15 protein-coding genes are annotated in these 14,656 nt (G+C 70.8%); 9 read left to right on the forward strand and 6 right to left on the reverse strand.

All coding sequences use genetic code 11. The features are described from left to right. The first annotated feature begins 3 nt into the window (after positions 1-3). Together paaE and F9B98_RS14900 are read left to right on the forward strand one after the other, a co-directional pair. Positions 4-1,200 (forward strand): 1,2-phenylacetyl-CoA epoxidase subunit PaaE, encoded by a 1,197-nt coding sequence (gene paaE / locus F9B98_RS14895; protein WP_412177052.1) that lies wholly within the window; start codon positions 4-6, stop codon positions 1,198-1,200. A gap of 5 nt (positions 1,201-1,205) precedes the next feature. Further along, entirely contained in the window at positions 1,206-1,976 is a 771-nt protein-coding gene (locus F9B98_RS14900) for an enoyl-CoA hydratase/isomerase family protein (RefSeq protein ID WP_150959120.1), read from the forward strand. 382 nt (positions 1,977-2,358) lie between these two features. On the opposite strand, the gene F9B98_RS14905 is transcribed toward F9B98_RS14900, so the two are convergent. Together F9B98_RS14905 and F9B98_RS14910 are read right to left on the reverse strand one after the other, a co-directional pair. After that, positions 2,359-2,643 carry a Fe-S cluster assembly protein HesB gene (locus F9B98_RS14905; protein WP_150958816.1) on the reverse strand — a complete coding sequence of 95 codons (285 nt, stop codon included), beginning with the start codon at positions 2,641-2,643 and terminating at the stop codon, positions 2,359-2,361. A 115-nt stretch (positions 2,644-2,758) separates the two neighbouring features. After that, positions 2,759-3,610: a helix-turn-helix transcriptional regulator gene (locus tag F9B98_RS14910; protein WP_150958818.1), complete on the reverse strand. Its 852-nt coding sequence runs from the start codon at positions 3,608-3,610 to the stop codon at positions 2,759-2,761. 140 nt (positions 3,611-3,750) lie between these two features. On the opposite strand from F9B98_RS14910, the gene F9B98_RS14915 reads away from it, so the two are divergent. Then, a complete protein-coding gene (locus tag F9B98_RS14915; RefSeq protein ID WP_150958820.1) occupies positions 3,751-4,104 on the forward strand; it encodes a DUF485 domain-containing protein in 354 nt (117 codons plus the stop codon). Next, positions 4,101-5,717 carry a cation acetate symporter gene (locus F9B98_RS14920; RefSeq protein WP_191966876.1) on the forward strand — a complete coding sequence of 539 codons (1,617 nt, stop codon included), beginning with the start codon at positions 4,101-4,103 and terminating at the stop codon, positions 5,715-5,717. The genes F9B98_RS14915 and F9B98_RS14920 overlap by 4 nt, the downstream gene beginning before the upstream one ends. Positions 5,718-5,781: 64 nt before the next feature. Here F9B98_RS14920 and F9B98_RS14925 read toward each other — a convergent pair whose 3' ends face one another. After that, on the reverse strand, positions 5,782-6,315 hold the full coding sequence (locus F9B98_RS14925) for a methylated-DNA--[protein]-cysteine S-methyltransferase (protein WP_150958822.1): 534 nt from the start codon (positions 6,313-6,315) through the stop codon (positions 5,782-5,784). 202 nt (positions 6,316-6,517) lie between these two features. Here F9B98_RS14925 and F9B98_RS14930 point away from each other — a divergent pair, with 202 nt between their 5' ends. Beyond that, the gene (locus F9B98_RS14930; RefSeq protein WP_150959122.1) at positions 6,518-10,222 is read left to right on the forward strand and encodes an AAA family ATPase; all 3,705 of its coding nucleotides are present in this window, start codon (positions 6,518-6,520) and stop codon (positions 10,220-10,222) included. 7 nt (positions 10,223-10,229) lie between these two features. Further along, positions 10,230-10,451 carry a hypothetical protein gene (locus tag F9B98_RS14935; protein WP_150958824.1) on the forward strand — a complete coding sequence of 74 codons (222 nt, stop codon included), beginning with the start codon at positions 10,230-10,232 and terminating at the stop codon, positions 10,449-10,451. Positions 10,452-10,533: 82 nt separating this feature from the next. Here the strand turns inward: F9B98_RS14935 and mscL are convergent, their stop codons facing one another. Genes mscL through F9B98_RS14950 form a run of 3 tightly spaced genes read right to left on the reverse strand, consistent with a single transcriptional unit; the run spans position 10,534 to position 11,871 of the window. Then, positions 10,534-10,953, reverse strand: coding sequence for a large conductance mechanosensitive channel protein MscL (gene mscL, locus F9B98_RS14940; protein WP_150958826.1), 420 nt, complete (start codon positions 10,951-10,953; stop codon positions 10,534-10,536). 34 nt (positions 10,954-10,987) lie between these two features. Beyond that, positions 10,988-11,257, reverse strand: a complete 270-nt coding sequence (locus F9B98_RS14945) for an FmdB family zinc ribbon protein (protein ID WP_150958828.1) — start codon at positions 11,255-11,257, stop codon at positions 10,988-10,990. A gap of 20 nt (positions 11,258-11,277) precedes the next feature. Continuing rightward, positions 11,278-11,871 (reverse strand): 5-formyltetrahydrofolate cyclo-ligase, encoded by a 594-nt coding sequence (locus F9B98_RS14950; RefSeq protein ID WP_150958829.1) that lies wholly within the window; start codon positions 11,869-11,871, stop codon positions 11,278-11,280. A gap of 62 nt (positions 11,872-11,933) precedes the next feature. Here F9B98_RS14950 and galU point away from each other — a divergent pair, with 62 nt between their 5' ends. Genes galU through F9B98_RS14965 form a run of 3 tightly spaced genes read left to right on the forward strand, consistent with a single transcriptional unit; the run spans position 11,934 to position 14,591 of the window. Continuing rightward, positions 11,934-12,827, forward strand: a complete 894-nt coding sequence (gene galU / locus F9B98_RS14955; protein ID WP_150958830.1) for a UTP--glucose-1-phosphate uridylyltransferase GalU — start codon at positions 11,934-11,936, stop codon at positions 12,825-12,827. A gap of 14 nt (positions 12,828-12,841) precedes the next feature. Further along, positions 12,842-13,465 (forward strand): GNAT family N-acetyltransferase, encoded by a 624-nt coding sequence (locus F9B98_RS14960; RefSeq protein WP_150958832.1) that lies wholly within the window; start codon positions 12,842-12,844, stop codon positions 13,463-13,465. Positions 13,466-13,511: 46 nt separating this feature from the next. Then, positions 13,512-14,591: a large exoprotein gene (locus F9B98_RS14965; RefSeq protein ID WP_225310371.1), complete on the forward strand. Its 1,080-nt coding sequence runs from the start codon at positions 13,512-13,514 to the stop codon at positions 14,589-14,591. The last annotated feature ends 65 nt before the right edge of the window (positions 14,592-14,656 follow it).

Consider the following 14,656-nt stretch of genomic DNA (forward strand, 5'->3'; position numbering starts at 1 on the left):
ACGATGACGGATGCCGGGACCCCGGCCGACGCCACCTCGACTGGTGCCGTGCGGGCCGCTGCCCCCGAGCCGACGGACGCCACGACCCCGGCCGACGCGACCGGGAGCCCCCGCGCCCGCGCCCGATTCCACACCCTGCGCGTCGCCGACGTGCGCCCGCTCACCCCGACCGCGATCGAGGTGACATTCGCGGTGCCCGACGAGCTCGCCGATGCCTTCGACTACGCGCCGGGGCAGTACGTGGCCCTTCGCGCAAGCGTCGACGGCGAGGACCTGCGCCGCTCGTACTCGCTGTGCCGCCCGCCCGCGCGCGGCTCGATCAGCGTCGGTATCAAGCGCGATCCCGACGGTCGCTTCTCGACCTGGGCGCACGAGGGCCTGCGCCCCGGCGACGAGATCGACGTCATGAGCCCGGCGGGAACCTTCGTGTCGAAGGCCTCGACCGCGACGGGCCACGTCGTCGCGATCGCGGCGGGGTCGGGAATCACCCCGATCATGGCGCTCGCCACCGACGTGCTGGAGCGCTCCGCCGACAGTCGGATGACGATCGTCTACGCCAACCGGTCCTCGACCGACGTCATGTTCGTCGACGAGCTCGCCGACCTGAAGGACCGCTATCCCTCCCGCCTCACCCTGCACCACGTGCTCTCGCGCGAGCAGCGCGCGGCGCCGGTGTTCTCGGGGCGCATCGACGAGGAGCGGCTGCGGCTGATCCTCTCGCGGCTCATCGATCCGGCATCCGTCGACGAGTGGTTCCTGTGCGGACCGTTCGCGCTCGTCGAGCTCTGCCGGGAGACGCTGGCCGAGGTCGGCGTGCCGCGCGAGCGCGTGCGCTTCGAGCTGTTCACCGCGGGCGAGGGCGACGCCCCCGCGCAGACCGGGGGAGCGCGTCCGATGCGCGTGCGCCCGGACGAACCGGTCCGCCGCATCGACTTCACGCTCGATGGACAGTCCGCGTCGGTCGAGAGCCCGGTCGCCGCGAACGAGACGATCCTCGCCGCAGCCCTCCGCGTGCGCCCCGACGTGCCGTTCGCGTGCGCGGGAGGCGTGTGCGGAACCTGCCGCGCGCGCGTGATCGAGGGCTCCGTGACGATGACCGAGAACTACGCCCTCGAACCCGACGAGATCGAGCGCGGATACGTCCTCACCTGCCAGTCGCACCCGAGCACCGACGCCGTCCGCGTCGACTACGACGGGTGAGCGCGATGATCGACTACCGCCTCGACGAGGGAGTCGCCGAGATCGTCCTGAACGCCCCCGCCCGGCGCAACGCCCTCGGTCTCGACGACCTGCGCGTGCTGGGCGAAGCGTTCGACCGGGCCGAGGTCGACGGGGCTCGCGCGGTGCTGCTGCGCGGCGAGGGGCCCTCGTTCTGCGCGGGCCGCGACATCTCGGGCGTCGATCCCGCCACCGACGACGTCGCGGGATACCTCGACGACACCCTCGCGCCGTTGCTGCGCCGCATGGCGTCCTTTCCCGCTCCCACCCTCGCCGTCGCCCACGGGGCGTGCCTCGGTGTCGGGCTCGGCCTGTTGATCGCCACCGACGTGGTCTACGTGGCCGACACCGCGAAGATCGGCTCGCCCTTCGCCGCCCTGGGAGCCACCCTCGACTCGGGCGGTCACGCGCTGTTCGTCGAGCGCCTGGGCGCCCACGCCACGCTGGACCTCATCTACACGGGCCGACTGATGTCGGGGGCCGAAGCCGTCCGCGCCGGGCTTTTTTCGCGTGCGTTCCCGGCGGAAGAGGTCCAGGATGCCGCGACCTCGGCGGCCCGCACGGCAGCCGCCGGTCCCACGCAGGCCTTCCGAGCCAGCAAGCGCATCGTCGGCGCGATCCGCGACGAGCGCCTGGGGCTGTGGGAGGCCATGGCGCTCGAGAACCGCGCGCAGGCGGCCCTGGCGGCCACCGACGACTACCGGGAGGGCTTCGCCGCCTTCCAGGCCAAGCGCCGTCCGGAGTTCACGGGACGGTGAACCGCGGCCTCGGGGCAGACCTTGATTGAATCGGGAGATGCGCCGCATCGACGATGATGACGAGCTGTCCGCCCTCCGCCGCCGGGCGTATGCGCCGGGCGGCGACATCGCCGACGACCCCGAAGCCCTCCGGCGCTTGATCGAACTCAGTCTGACGCGAGGTTGTCAGCGAGATGCAGTCTCGCGCACCTCGAGCGACCGCGAGCCCCCGACGACCGCGCGCCGCCGTGACCTCGCGCCGGAGCGACCGCGCGCCGTAGAGACCGCGCGCTGGAGCGACCGGGCGCCGTGCGTGAGACGCGCGCCACGCGTGCGGCCCCCGCGCCGCGCACGACGATGCCCCGGCACGCGGCCGGGGCATCGTTCACGCGACGAAAGCGCGTTACGCGGCGCTGGTCACCGCGAACTGCACCGACCCCTGCGGGTCGATCTGCGCGTCGAGCACGCGGTCGTCAAGGACGGCGGCGGCGTCGCTGTCGAGGAAGACGCGCGCTCCGGCGTTCTCGACGACGGCGTCGTTCGGCTGGGGGCCGTCGACGACCGACAGCGCGAACTGCGACTCGGGGGAGCCCGCTCCCTCGATGCGGACGCCGCCCTGGGCGGCATCCGGGAACTGGGCGGTGATGGTCTTCACGGCGGTCGTGGCCTCTTCGGTGAGCGTCAGCATGGTGACTCTCCTTCTCTGATCGACGACAGGAGTCAGCCACGATGCCGAGAATCCGACCCGCTCTCAAGCTCACGCGGGCATTGCCAGGGTTTTCCCACCGGCGCCGCGCCCCGGCTCAGGGAAGCAGGCCCGCGCGTCGTGCCCGGGTCACCGCGGCGTGCCGGGTCGAGGCGTCGAGCTTCGACATCGCCGAGGCGAGGTACGACTTGACGGTGGTTTCACGCAGGTGCAGCGAGGCAGCGATCTCACCGTTCGTCGACCCCACCGCGGCGCAGGCGAGCACGTCGATCTCGCGTCGCGAGAGGTGGATATCGGGATCGGATGCCGTGTCCCCGGCGTCTCCGGTCAGGGCGGCCAGTCGGGCCTCGACTTCCTCGAGGCGGCGCCGCACCGTGTCGTCGGAGATGGTCGCCGCGATGCTGCGCAGCTGCGCGTAGCTCTCGCGGATCTCTTCGCGCGCCCCTGCCCCGAGCCCGCCCTCGGTGGGAGGGGCCGCCGCGAGGCGGCGGTCGACCTCGGCGCGCACGCGCAGTTCTGTTCCGAGCTCGCCGGCCACATCGAACGCGGGGCGCGCCTCGACGTCGCCGACGGGCGACTGCGCCCAGGAACCGCAGTAGAGCACCCCTCGAGCCGCCCCGCTGACGAGCACGGGAACCGCGAACAGGGTCGCGATCCCCTCGCCGAGGATGGCGCGGTCGTAGTCGTGCGTGATCGAGCGGGAGGTGCGGTAGTCGAGGGTCATGCGCGGGCGCCGCTCGACCAGAGCGCGCCCGCCGAGGCCGCGCGACGCGTGCACGACGAGCCCCTCGATGCTGCGGGTGCGGGCGCCGACGATCGTGGTGACGTGGACGGCGCCGTCGTGCTCGAGGCCGCCGAACGCGACGGGGAAATGGGTGCGGCGGGCGAGCTCGGCCACGGCGTGCGACACGAGGGTCGCATCGTCTCGAAGTCTGGAGGGTGCGCCCATGCACTACCTACTTCCGGGGGTGACGGCTTCGTCGCCGCGTTTCGTAGCGTCGACCCTATCACCGGGGAAGCAGCAGCCGACCCGGACTTTTCCGCCGTGCGGCGCAGCGTTGCGCCGAACTCATGAGGCAAGGAGGCCACATGACGGACCGTCGAATCGACGAAGCCCATAAGGGCGGCGTCGACTACATCGCGGTCGAGGAGTCCGCCCCGTTCCGGGAGTTGAAGAAGCGCCAGCGCAGCTTCGTCTTCCCGCTCGCGGTGGCGTTCCTCGTCTGGTACTTCGTCTACGTTCTGCTGTCGTCGTTCGCACCGGAGTTCATGGCGCAGCCGGTCTCGGGCGCCATCACCGTGGGGCTCCTACTGGGCCTCGGGCAGTTCGTCACGACGTTCGCCATCACCATGGGCTACGTCGCCTACGCCAACCGGCGTCTCGACCCGGGCGCTGAAGCGCTGCGCGCCGAGCTCGAGCGCGCGGACGGAGGCCGGTCGTGAACGAGATCTTCGCATCCGTCGAGGCGGCCGTGCAGACGGTCGAGAACAACCCCGTCCTGAACATCTCGATCTTCGGCGCGTTCGTCGCCGTGACGCTGTTCATCGTCATCCGGGCCAGCCGCAACAGCAAGACCGCGGCGGACTACTACGCCGCAGGACGCTCGTTCACCGGTCCGCAGAACGGCTTCGCCATCGCCGGCGACTACCTATCGGCGGCGTCGTTCCTCGGCATCGTCGGTGCGATCGCCATCAACGGTTACGACGGCTTCCTCTACTCCATCGGGTTCCTCGTGGCGTGGCTCGTGGCCCTGCTGCTGGTCGCCGAGCTCATGCGCAACACCGGTAAGTTCACGATGGCCGACGTGCTGTCGTTCCGCCTCAAGGAGCGCCCGGTGCGCATGGCGGCGGCCATCACCACGCTCGCGGTCTGCTTCTTCTACCTCCTCGCGCAGATGGCCGGGGCCGGTGGTCTCGTCTCGCTGCTTCTGGGCATCACCGAGCGCGTCGGTCAGTCGATCGTGGTCGCCGTCGTCGGCATCCTGATGATCGTCTACGTGCTCATCGGCGGCATGAAGGGCACCACCTGGGTGCAGATCGTCAAGGCGTTCCTGCTCATCGGCGGTGCGATCGTGATGACGGTGTGGGTGCTCGCGATCAACGGGTTCAACCTCAACACGCTGCTCGAGAGCGCGGTCGCGGCGTCGCCCAAGGGTGATGCCGTGCTGGCGCCGGGCCTGCAGTACGGCAAGAACCCCTGGGACTTCATCTCCCTCGCCCTCGCCCTGGTGCTCGGCACCGCGGGTCTGCCGCACGTGCTCATGCGCTTCTACACCGTGCCGACGGCGAAGGAAGCCCGTCGCTCGGTCGTGTGGGCCATCTGGCTGATCGGCCTCTTCTACATCCTCACCCTCGTGCTGGGCTACGGTGCCGGCGCCATGGTCGGGGCCGAGGCGATCCTGGGCGCCCCGGGCGGCGTGAACGCCGCAGCTCCGCTGCTCGCGCTCGCCCTCGGCGGACCGCTCCTTCTCGGCTTCATCTCGGCGGTGGCGTTCGCGACGATTCTCGCGGTGGTGGCGGGTCTGACGATCACGGCAGCCGCCTCGTTCGCTCACGACATCTACGCGAACGTGGTGAAGAAGGGCGACGTCCCGCCCGACGGCGAGGTCAAGGTCGCGCGGCGCACGGTCATCGTGATCGGTGTGCTCGCGATCCTCGGCGGCATCGGCGTGCAGGGGCAGAACGTCGCCTTCCTCGTCGCCCTCGCCTTCGCGGTGGCGGCCTCGGCGAACCTCCCGACGATCCTCTTCTCGCTGTTCTGGCGCCGTTTCACCACCCGCGGCGCCGTCTGGAGCATGTACGGCGGTCTCGGCTCGGCTCTCGTGCTGATCTTCCTCTCGCCGGTGTTCTGGGGGACTCCCACGAGCGTGTTCGTCGACACGGGCGTGGCGATCTGGCCGCTGAACAACCCCGGGATCGTGTCGATCCCGCTCGGGTTCTTCCTCGGCTGGCTCGGGTCCGTCACCTCGCGGACACCGGAAGACCCGCGCAAGGCCGCGGAGATGGACGTCCGCTCCCTCACCGGGTACGGCGCCGAGAAGGCGTCGAACCACTGACCGACAGATGCCCGGTCCCGCTCCGTCGGGGCCGGGCATCGTCGTGCCCGGCGCCCGGGCCCGCTCAGGCCGACGCGCGCAGAGCCTCGCCGAGCACCACGTCGCTTTCGAGCGAGAGCAGGTACTCCTTCACCTCGGGATGCCCGCCGTACTCGCCGATCGACCCGTCGGCCCGCACGACGCGGTGCACCGGCACGACGATCGAGAACGGCGACGACGCGCACGCCGTCCCCACCGCCCGCGCCGCCCGCGAGACGCCGGCCATCAGCGACACCTCGCCGTACGAGGCCACCTCCCCGTAGGGGATCTGCAGGGTGGCTTCGAGCGCCAGGCGGGTGAAGCCGCGGACGAAGCGCCAATCGAGGGGGACGTCGAACTCCCGCCGCGCGCCGTCGAAGTACTCGTCGAGCTGAGCGACGAGCCCCCGGCCGGCCGAGGCGACCGGCTCGGGAACGACCCCCAGACGCCGAGCGATCTCCGCCCGCGCGACGTCGAGACCGTCATGGGCCACGTGCAGTCGGACGAGGGCGTCGTCGACGAAGGTCAGCAGGATCGGCCCGACGGGGCTGTCGTATTCGGTGCTGGTGACTCTGTTCATGCGCCCATCCTCGTGATCGTGCAGCGCCCGCGTGGGGGGAGCGGACGAGAATGGGGAGGGTGCGGCGAACTTCCCTCCTGGGGAGGAACAGCCGATGGTGCGGCGTGTCGCCTATTCCCGCGAAACTCGCGCCCGCTGCGCGCGATCGAGCACTGCCCGGCTTAGTCTGACAGGTGTGTGGCGAGCTGAGGACGGTGCCGTGATGGGCACTGACGGAGACGAGACGGTGTCGTCCGTCGATCCCGGCGAGCTGCGATTGTCGGAACCCGGCATCGTGGTTCGCCACGTAGCCGACCCTGAACGAGACCGCATCCGCGCCGAAGCGGCGGCGCTCGGCGGGCGCTCGACCCTGCTGCGTTTCGACGACGCGCGCGACGCCGGCATCGACATCACCAAGGCCCACCCCGGGTCGCTCCCGCAATTCATCACGGGCCGCGCGACCATGCTGTCCAACCTCTTCCGCGACGAGGTGGCTCTGCGCACCGCGCGCATGGCCGCCGAGCGCATCACGGCCAAGAACGTCGAACTCCGCACCGCCCGCGGTCTCGAGCCGGTGCATCTCGCGGTGGGCCTGTCGGCTTGGAAGATCGGGGGAGTGGAGTGGTCCGCCCCGGTCCTCCTCCGCCCGCTGGCGATCCGCCGTCATCACGGCGACTTCGAGCTCAAGCTGCACGGCGCGTTCGTGATGAACCCCGAACTCGCCCGCGCGTTCCGTACGCATCTCGGCATCCAGATCGACTCCGCGGCCCTCGCGGGTCTCGCGTACGACCAGGGCGTGTTCAAGCCGCAGCCCGTCATCGACCACATCCGCCGTCTCACCTCGCACGTGCCGACCTTCGTCGTGCACCCGCGTCTGGTGATCTCGTCGTTCGCCGACGTCGGCTCGGGGATGGCGCGCGACACTCACGACCTCGACCACACGCTGCTGAACGCGCTCGCCGGACACCCCGACGACCGCGCCCGCATCACCGTCCGCCGCGACGATCCGCAGGTGGTCAGCCCTGACGAGCGCACCCCCGCCGCCGACACCCTGCTCCTCGACGCGGATGCCGAGCAGGAGCGCGTCCTCGCCCGCATCGCGGCCGGGCACTCGCTCGCCGTGCACACCCTTCCCGGCACGGGCGGCACGCAGACGGTCATCAACGCGATCGGTCAGCTCGTCCACGACAACAAGCGCGTGCTGGTCGTGAGCGCTCGTCGTTCGACGCTCGACGGCATCCGGCATCGCCTCGCCGGCGTCGGTCTCACCGGTCTCGCCGTCTCGCCGAACCACGTGCGGCGCGATCTCATCCGCGCTATCGGCCGGAACGAGAAGGCCGAGCAGCCGAAGGTCGCCGAGATCGACGACGCCCTCGTGCGCCTGCGCACGGTCCTGCGCGACTACCGCTCGGCCGTGACCGAACCGCACCTGGCCCTGGGCGTCTCGGCGCTCGACATCCTCCGCGCGCTGACGTCCCTGGCATCCACCTCTCCCGCTCCCTCGACCGAGGCCCGGTTCGATCTGGCGACCCTCGAGCGTCTGGCCGGACGACGGGATGCCGCGGCCCGGGCCCTCGCGATGGCCGCGCGCCTCGGTGAGTTCCGTTTCGGTCCGGACGACTCGCCCTGGTACGGCGTGAGCTTCTCGCGCACCGAGGACGCCCGTGCGGCGCACGACCTCGCCGGCAAGCTGCACACCAGCGACGTCCCGCGCCTGCTCGAGCGCGGCTACGAGCTCATCGCGCAGACGCGTATGCGGCCGTTCCAGACGGTGTCGGAACTCGGGTCGTACCTGAAACTGCTGCAGGGCATCCGCGAGTCGCTCGACCGCTTCAGCCCGAGCGTCTTCGAGCGCCCGCTCGGTGAGCTCATCGACGCGCACTCGCCGCGCCGCGACGCCTCCGCGATGAGCGGTCCCAACCGTCGCCGACTCAAGCGCCTGTCGAAGGAGTACGTGCGCCCGGGCGTGCACGTCCCCGACATGTACGAGGCGCTCGTGCGCATCCAGCAGCAGCGCACGGAGTGGCAGCGGGTCGTAGAGGCGGGCGTCACCCCCGAGGTGCCCCTCGGCCTCGCCGATGTGAACGTCGCGTGGCAGCGCACCGACGCTCTCCTCGGGGAGCTCGACCAGATCCTGGGCCGCCAGGGCTCCGAGCGCCTGGCCACCCTCCCCGTTCAGCGTCTGATCCGCACCCTCGCGGGTCTCGCCGCCGAGTCGACGTTCTTCGACAATCTCGTCGAGCGCGCGCAGCTCCGCTCCGAGCTCGCCCGTCTGGGCCTCGAGCAGCTCCTGGTCGAGCTCTCGGTGCGTCACGTGCCCGAAGAGCGGGTCGGCGCCGAGCTCGAGTTCGCGTGGTGGCAGTCGGCTCTCGAGCACCTGCTGCGCACCGACCGGGCCCTGCTCGGAGCCAACACGAGCGTCGTCGACCGCCTCGAGCGCGACTTCCGCCTCGTCGACGAGGCCCACGCCGCCGCGGCGGGTCCTCTGCTGGCCGCGCAGCTCGCGACGCAATGGCGCATCGGCATCGTCGACCATTCCGACGAAGCGGCCGCCCTCAAGCGCGTGCTGAAGGACGGCCTGCACACCGCGCAGGAGATGTCGGATGCCGCGCCCACCCTGCTGCGCACGCTCGCGCCCGTGTGGCTGGCGTCGCCGTACGAGGTGCCCGACGTCCCCACCGACCTTGCGTTCGATGTCGTGATCATCGCCGACGCGGCGGCCCTGTGCCTCGCGGAGGCGACCCCGGCCCTCCGCCGCGCACGCCAGGTCGTGCTGTTCGGCGACCCCGTGGTGCAGAAGCCGACGCCCTTCCGCGTCAGCGCGTCGATCACCGCGACCCCCGACGAGGCCGACGAGGTGCCGTTCGACGAGGTGTCCGTGTTCGAGCGCATCGCCGAGCTGCTGCCCGTCGAGACCCTGACGCGCAGTTACCGTGCCGGGGGCGAAGACCTGTCGCAGCTGGTGAACGACGCCTTCTACGGGGGTGAGATCGTCTCGCTGCCGTGGGCCGGCTCGTACCTCGGCCGCGGCAGCCTGAGCGTCGACTACGTCGAGGGCGGTGTCGGCGCCCCCGACCCCGTCAGCGGCGCCGTCGAGAGCCCCGACGCCGAGGTCGCCCGCGTGGTCACCCTCGTCGTCGAGCACGCCGTCAACCGCGCCTCCGAGTCGCTCATGGTCGTCACCGCCAGCCGCAAGCACGCCGAACGCGTGCGGGCCTCGGTGGTGGCGGCGCTGGCCGGCCGGTCCGATGTCGCCGAGTTCATCTCGAGGGATGCCGCCGAGCCCTTCGCCGTGCTCACCCTCGAGGAGTCGGTGGCCGAGAGTCGCGACCGCGTGGTGTTCTCCCTCGGTTTCGGTCTCACCCGCCACGGTCGCGTGCTGAGCGACTTCGGCGACCTGTCCACGCCCGACGGCGAGCGGCTGCTCACGGTCGGCATGACGCGCGCGCGCCGCTCGATGGTCATCGTGTCGTCCATCCGCCCCTCGGCGTTCGACGACGGCCGTCTCGAGCACGGTGCCGCGACCCTCATGGGAATCCTCGGCAACGTCGCCTCGCGCAGCCGCGAGAGTCGTCTCGAAGACCTCGCCGATCCGCTGACCCGCGCTCTGGCGCGCGAGCTGCGCCGCCTCGGCGTCGAGGTCGACGTCGACTACCGCGGACTGCTGCCGATCGTCGCGCGGTACAAGGGCAAGGCCGTGGTCGCCGAGAGCGATCCCGAGACGATCGGCGAATCGCTGCGCGAGACGCTGCGCCTGCGCCCGCAGATTCTGCGGCGCCTGGGGTGGCACTACGTGCGCGTCCACGCCTTCGACCTGTACAGCGATCCCGCCGGCGTGGCCTCCCGAATCGGGGAGCTCCTCGGTATCGCACCCGACGACGCGGCCGCACCCGATGCGACGACCGAGTCGCTCGACTTGCCCGACTGAGCGAGCGGTGAGCGAGACTCCGGATGCCGCGCCGAGCGCCGACGCACCCGCGGAGCGCCAGCCCGTGGTGCGCGTGCGCGGGTCGAGACGCGCGCGCCTGCTCGCGGCCCCGGGCACCACGGCCGAGCCCGCGCCCGCGGACGACCCCTCGCGCGGCACGGGCGCGAAGCCCGCGGCATCCGGCCCCAATGACGAGCGCATGATGCGCGACGTCCCCCCGCACTACTGACCCGCACGGCGTACGCGAAACGGCGCCCGATCCGGGACGCGTGGTCCCGGCGCGGACGCCGTTCCGAGGGCCTATGGCCGGTTCAGAGCTTGTTCTGGCGCTCCAGCAGGTCGCGGATCTGCACGAGGAGCTCCTGCTCGGTGGGCAGCTTGGGCTCGTCGGAGGCGGGCTCATTCACACCGGCGCGGGCGGCGGCGATGGCCTTCCACCGGTTCATCGGGTAGACGAACACGAGGTAGACCACCAGGGCGACCGCGAAGAAGCTGATGATCGCCGACAGCAGGGTCGGAAGGGGGAACACCACCTCCTGGCCGTAGATGCCGGTGATCGACGGGCCGACCTCGCCGTTCTCGGCGGGCTTGTAGAACACCTCGATCAACGGGGTGATGACCGCGTTGACGATGGCGTTGACGACGGCTGTGAAAGCGGCGCCGATGACCACCGCGACAGCGAGGTCGATGACGTTCCCGCGGAGGATGAACTCCTTGAATCCCTTGATCATGCGCTGGCTCCTCTCAGGCCGCGCCGACCCGGGCTCAGGAAGCCGAGGACGGGGCGGACGACGTCGATTCCGACTTCGATGATGTCGAAGAACCGGCCGTGCCGCCAGAGGACGCGCCCGAGCTCGAACCACGCGAGTCCGTGCGGTAGAACCCCGAGCCGTTGAAGGTCACGCCGATCGATCCGTACTGCTTGCGCACCTCGCCACCGCACTCGGGGCATTCGGTGAGGGCGGCGTCCGAGAACGACTGCACGGCGTCGAAGCGGTGGCCGCACTGCTTGCAGGCATAGGAGTAGGTGGGCATTGACGGATCCTTCGGGTGGGTCAGGAGGAGGGGGTCAGCGACAGCGTGCGGGTCGGCGTCACTACGCCCGTGACGGGCTGGTCGTGTACGTCGCGCGGCACGTCGTCGATGAGTTCGGAGTCGAAGATGACCGCATACACCGGCGGGCACTTCTCCATCGAGCCGAGGGTCTTGTCGAAGTAGCCGCGCCCCCACCCGAGGCGCATGCCCCGGTGATCCACGGCGGCCGCGGGGATGATCAAGAGGTCGACGTCGTTGACCGCGATCGGCCCCAGCACGTCTCCGACCGGCTCGGGCAGCCCGAACAGGCCCTCGGTGATCTCGGTCTCGGGCGTCGCGACGCTCCAGTCCAGCAGCCCGTCTTCGCGGGTGACGGGAAGGAGCACCCGGATGCCACGCTCCACCGCCGCGCGCACGAAGGCGTGGGTGCCCGGCTCGGTCGGTGTCGACAGGAAGCACGAGATGCTGCGCGCGCCCAGGCGGGACACGAGAGCGTCGAGTTGTTCGGTGACGCCGGCCTCGGCCACCTCGCGCGCGTGGGCGGAGACGGTCTGGCGGCGTTCGCGCAGATCGGCGCGCAGTGCGCGCTTGGCCTGCTCGATGCGATCCGGCATGCGGTAAGTCTACGGGCGGGCGCGTTACCGGCGGTGTCGCAGGACCCCGCTAAGGTATGCCCATGCCTCATAAGCCCTTCAAGGCCGTCATCCCGGCCGCCGGTCTCGGTACGCGCTTCCTGCCCGCCACGAAGGCGATGCCGAAAGAGATGCTTCCCGTCGTCGACAAGCCCGCCATCCAGTACGTCGTCGAAGAGGCGACGGCTGCGGGCATCGAAGACGTGCTGATCATCATCGGCCGCAACAAGAACAACATCGCCAACCACTTCGACTCCATGCCCGAGCTCGAGGCGAAGCTGCGCGAGAAGGGCGACGACGACAAGCTCGCCAAGGTCGAGCACTCCTCCGACCTGGCCGACATCCACATGGTCCGTCAGGGCGAGCCCAAGGGTCTCGGCCACGCCGTGCTCCGCGCGCGCAGCCACGTCGGCGACCACCCCTTCGCCGTCCTCCTGGGTGACGACCTCATCGACGAGCGCGATGCGCTTCTCACCAAGATGATGGAGGAGTACGACAAGCGCGGCGGGGCCACCGTGATCGCGCTCATGGAGGTCGACCCCGCGCACATCCACCTCTACGGAGTGGCCGCCGTCGAGGCCACCGACGAAGACGACGTGGTCAAGGTCACCCAGCTCGTCGAAAAGCCGAAGGCCGAAGACGCCCCCTCGAACCTCGCGATCATCGGACGCTACGTCCTCGGCCCCGACGTGTTCGACATCCTCGAGCGCACCGAGCCCGGCAAGGGCGGCGAGATCCAGCTGACCGACGCCCTCGAAGAGCTCGCGACCGGCGGCGGCGACGGCGGCGGCGTCTACGGCGTGGTCTTCCGCGGACGCCGGTACGACACCGGCGACCGTGTCGACTACATCAAGGCCATCGTGCAGCTCGCGGCCGACCGCGACGACCTCGGCCCGGCGCTGCGTCCCTGGTTCAAGGAGTTCGCGCAGGGTCTCTGACCCCGCAGGGTGTCATGGATCTGTCCGTCCCCCGGCGGCACGGCGACGTGTCGGTACGTCTCATCCGCAACCGCGATGCGCGAGTCCTCCAGCAGCAGCTGATCGACAACCGTGCGTGGCTGAAGCGGTGGGAGGCCACCAGCCCCGACGGGCCGGTCTCCTTCGACATGCGGTTGGGCATCCGTCGCCTGCTGCAGCAGTTCCGTGACGGCTCCGGCCTGCCCCTCGTCATGCTCTGGGACGACGAGGTGGCGGGCCAGCTGAACGTGTGGGGGGTCTCGCGCGGATCTCTGGCCTCGGCGACCATCGGCTATTGGGTGGCCGAGGAGTACGCCGGGCGCAACATCACCACCATCGGTGTGGCGATGGCGACCGACCTGTGCCTGCGCGAGCTCAACATGCACCGCATCGAAATCTGTATCCGCCCCGAGAATCACGCGAGCCTGCGTGTCGTCGAGAAGCTGGGCTTCCGGTACGAGGGGTTGCGGCGTAAGTACATCCACATCGACGGCGACTGGCGCGACCACTACTCGTTCGCCCTCGTGCGGGAGGACGTGCCGCACGGGGTTCTCGACCGGTGGGTGCGCGGTCAGGTGCCGCCCGACGCGGCGCGGGTGCCGCCGTCCGATCGGATCTGAAAGTCTCGTTGCGACACGCCGGGGGATGCCGAGGTGTGATCTCTCGGTGACCTACCTTTATGGCATGGGTGGGCAGGTTCTCAGCGGCGGCGTGATCGTCTTCGTCGCGGTCGCGCTCTGGCTCGTGTACCTGCTGCCGTCGTGGCAGAGCCGTCACCGGTTCACCTCGGCCGAGCGCAACGCCGTCCGCCTCAACCAGGCACTCCGGGTGCTGGCCGAGACGGCTGAGACGCCTCGCGAGGTGCGGCTCGAACTGACGGCTCGCACCGCCCACCAGCAGCAGAAGCTCGCGCGTCAGATCCAGGCCGAGAAGGCGCAGACCGAACTGGCCGCGGCGAAGGCCCGGCTCGAGGTCGCTCGTCTCGAGAGCGCCCGTGACCGTGACGTGGTGAAAGAACAGCGTGCCGCCGCGGTCGACCTCGCTCGGGCTGAGCGCGCCGCCGCCGTCGAGGTCGCCCGCGCCGAGCGCGCTGCGGCCCTCGAGAAGACCCGCGCCGAGCGGGCCGCCGCCGTCGAGCGCGCGCACGCCGAGCGCGCCGCCGCGGTCGCCCGCCCCGAGGCGCGTCGTGCCCGTGCCCGTCGCCGCTTCCGTCTCGGCGTCACCACGGTGGCGTTGGCCGGCCTGGCTTCCGTCGTGGTCGGCCTCGGACCGGTCATCGCCGGGGGAGCACCCGTGCTGCTCCTCGCCGGAGTGGCCGTGGTTCTGGCTTCCCTCCTCGTTCTGCGTCGTATCTCCGTCGTCGCGGCGCGCACGGCGTCGCCGACTGCTGTCGCGACCGCGGTGAAGCGCACGGCCGTCGCCGAGGTGCAAGACGTCGCCCTCGTGCCCGAGCCGCGCCCCACGTGGACGCCCCGCGAGCTGCCGCGCCCGCTCGTGGCCTCGGCCGGGTCGCGCGCCGCCGCTGTGGTCGACGAGCAGATCGCCCGTGAGGCCCTGCGTGCGGCCGCCCGGGAGGAGGCCGCGCGAGAGCTCGCCGCCGAACAGGCGCCCACCCCCATCGAGATCGCGCGTCCGGCCGCTGTCGCACCCGCTGTGTCGCCGTATGCCGCGATGGGGTACGTGGATGACTCCGAGATCGAAAGCCACGTACAGCGGCTCCTAGGGCGTCGCGCGTCGGGGGAGTGACGCCGGCTTCGACCGCGCCCGATGGACTCGCCCGTCGAAGCTTTCCTTGATCGATGCTGTCAGCG

Origin of the sequence: Microbacterium testaceum StLB037, assembly GCF_008763945.1 — a bacterium.
GTDB lineage: Bacteria > Actinomycetota > Actinomycetes > Actinomycetales > Microbacteriaceae > Microbacterium > Microbacterium testaceum_G.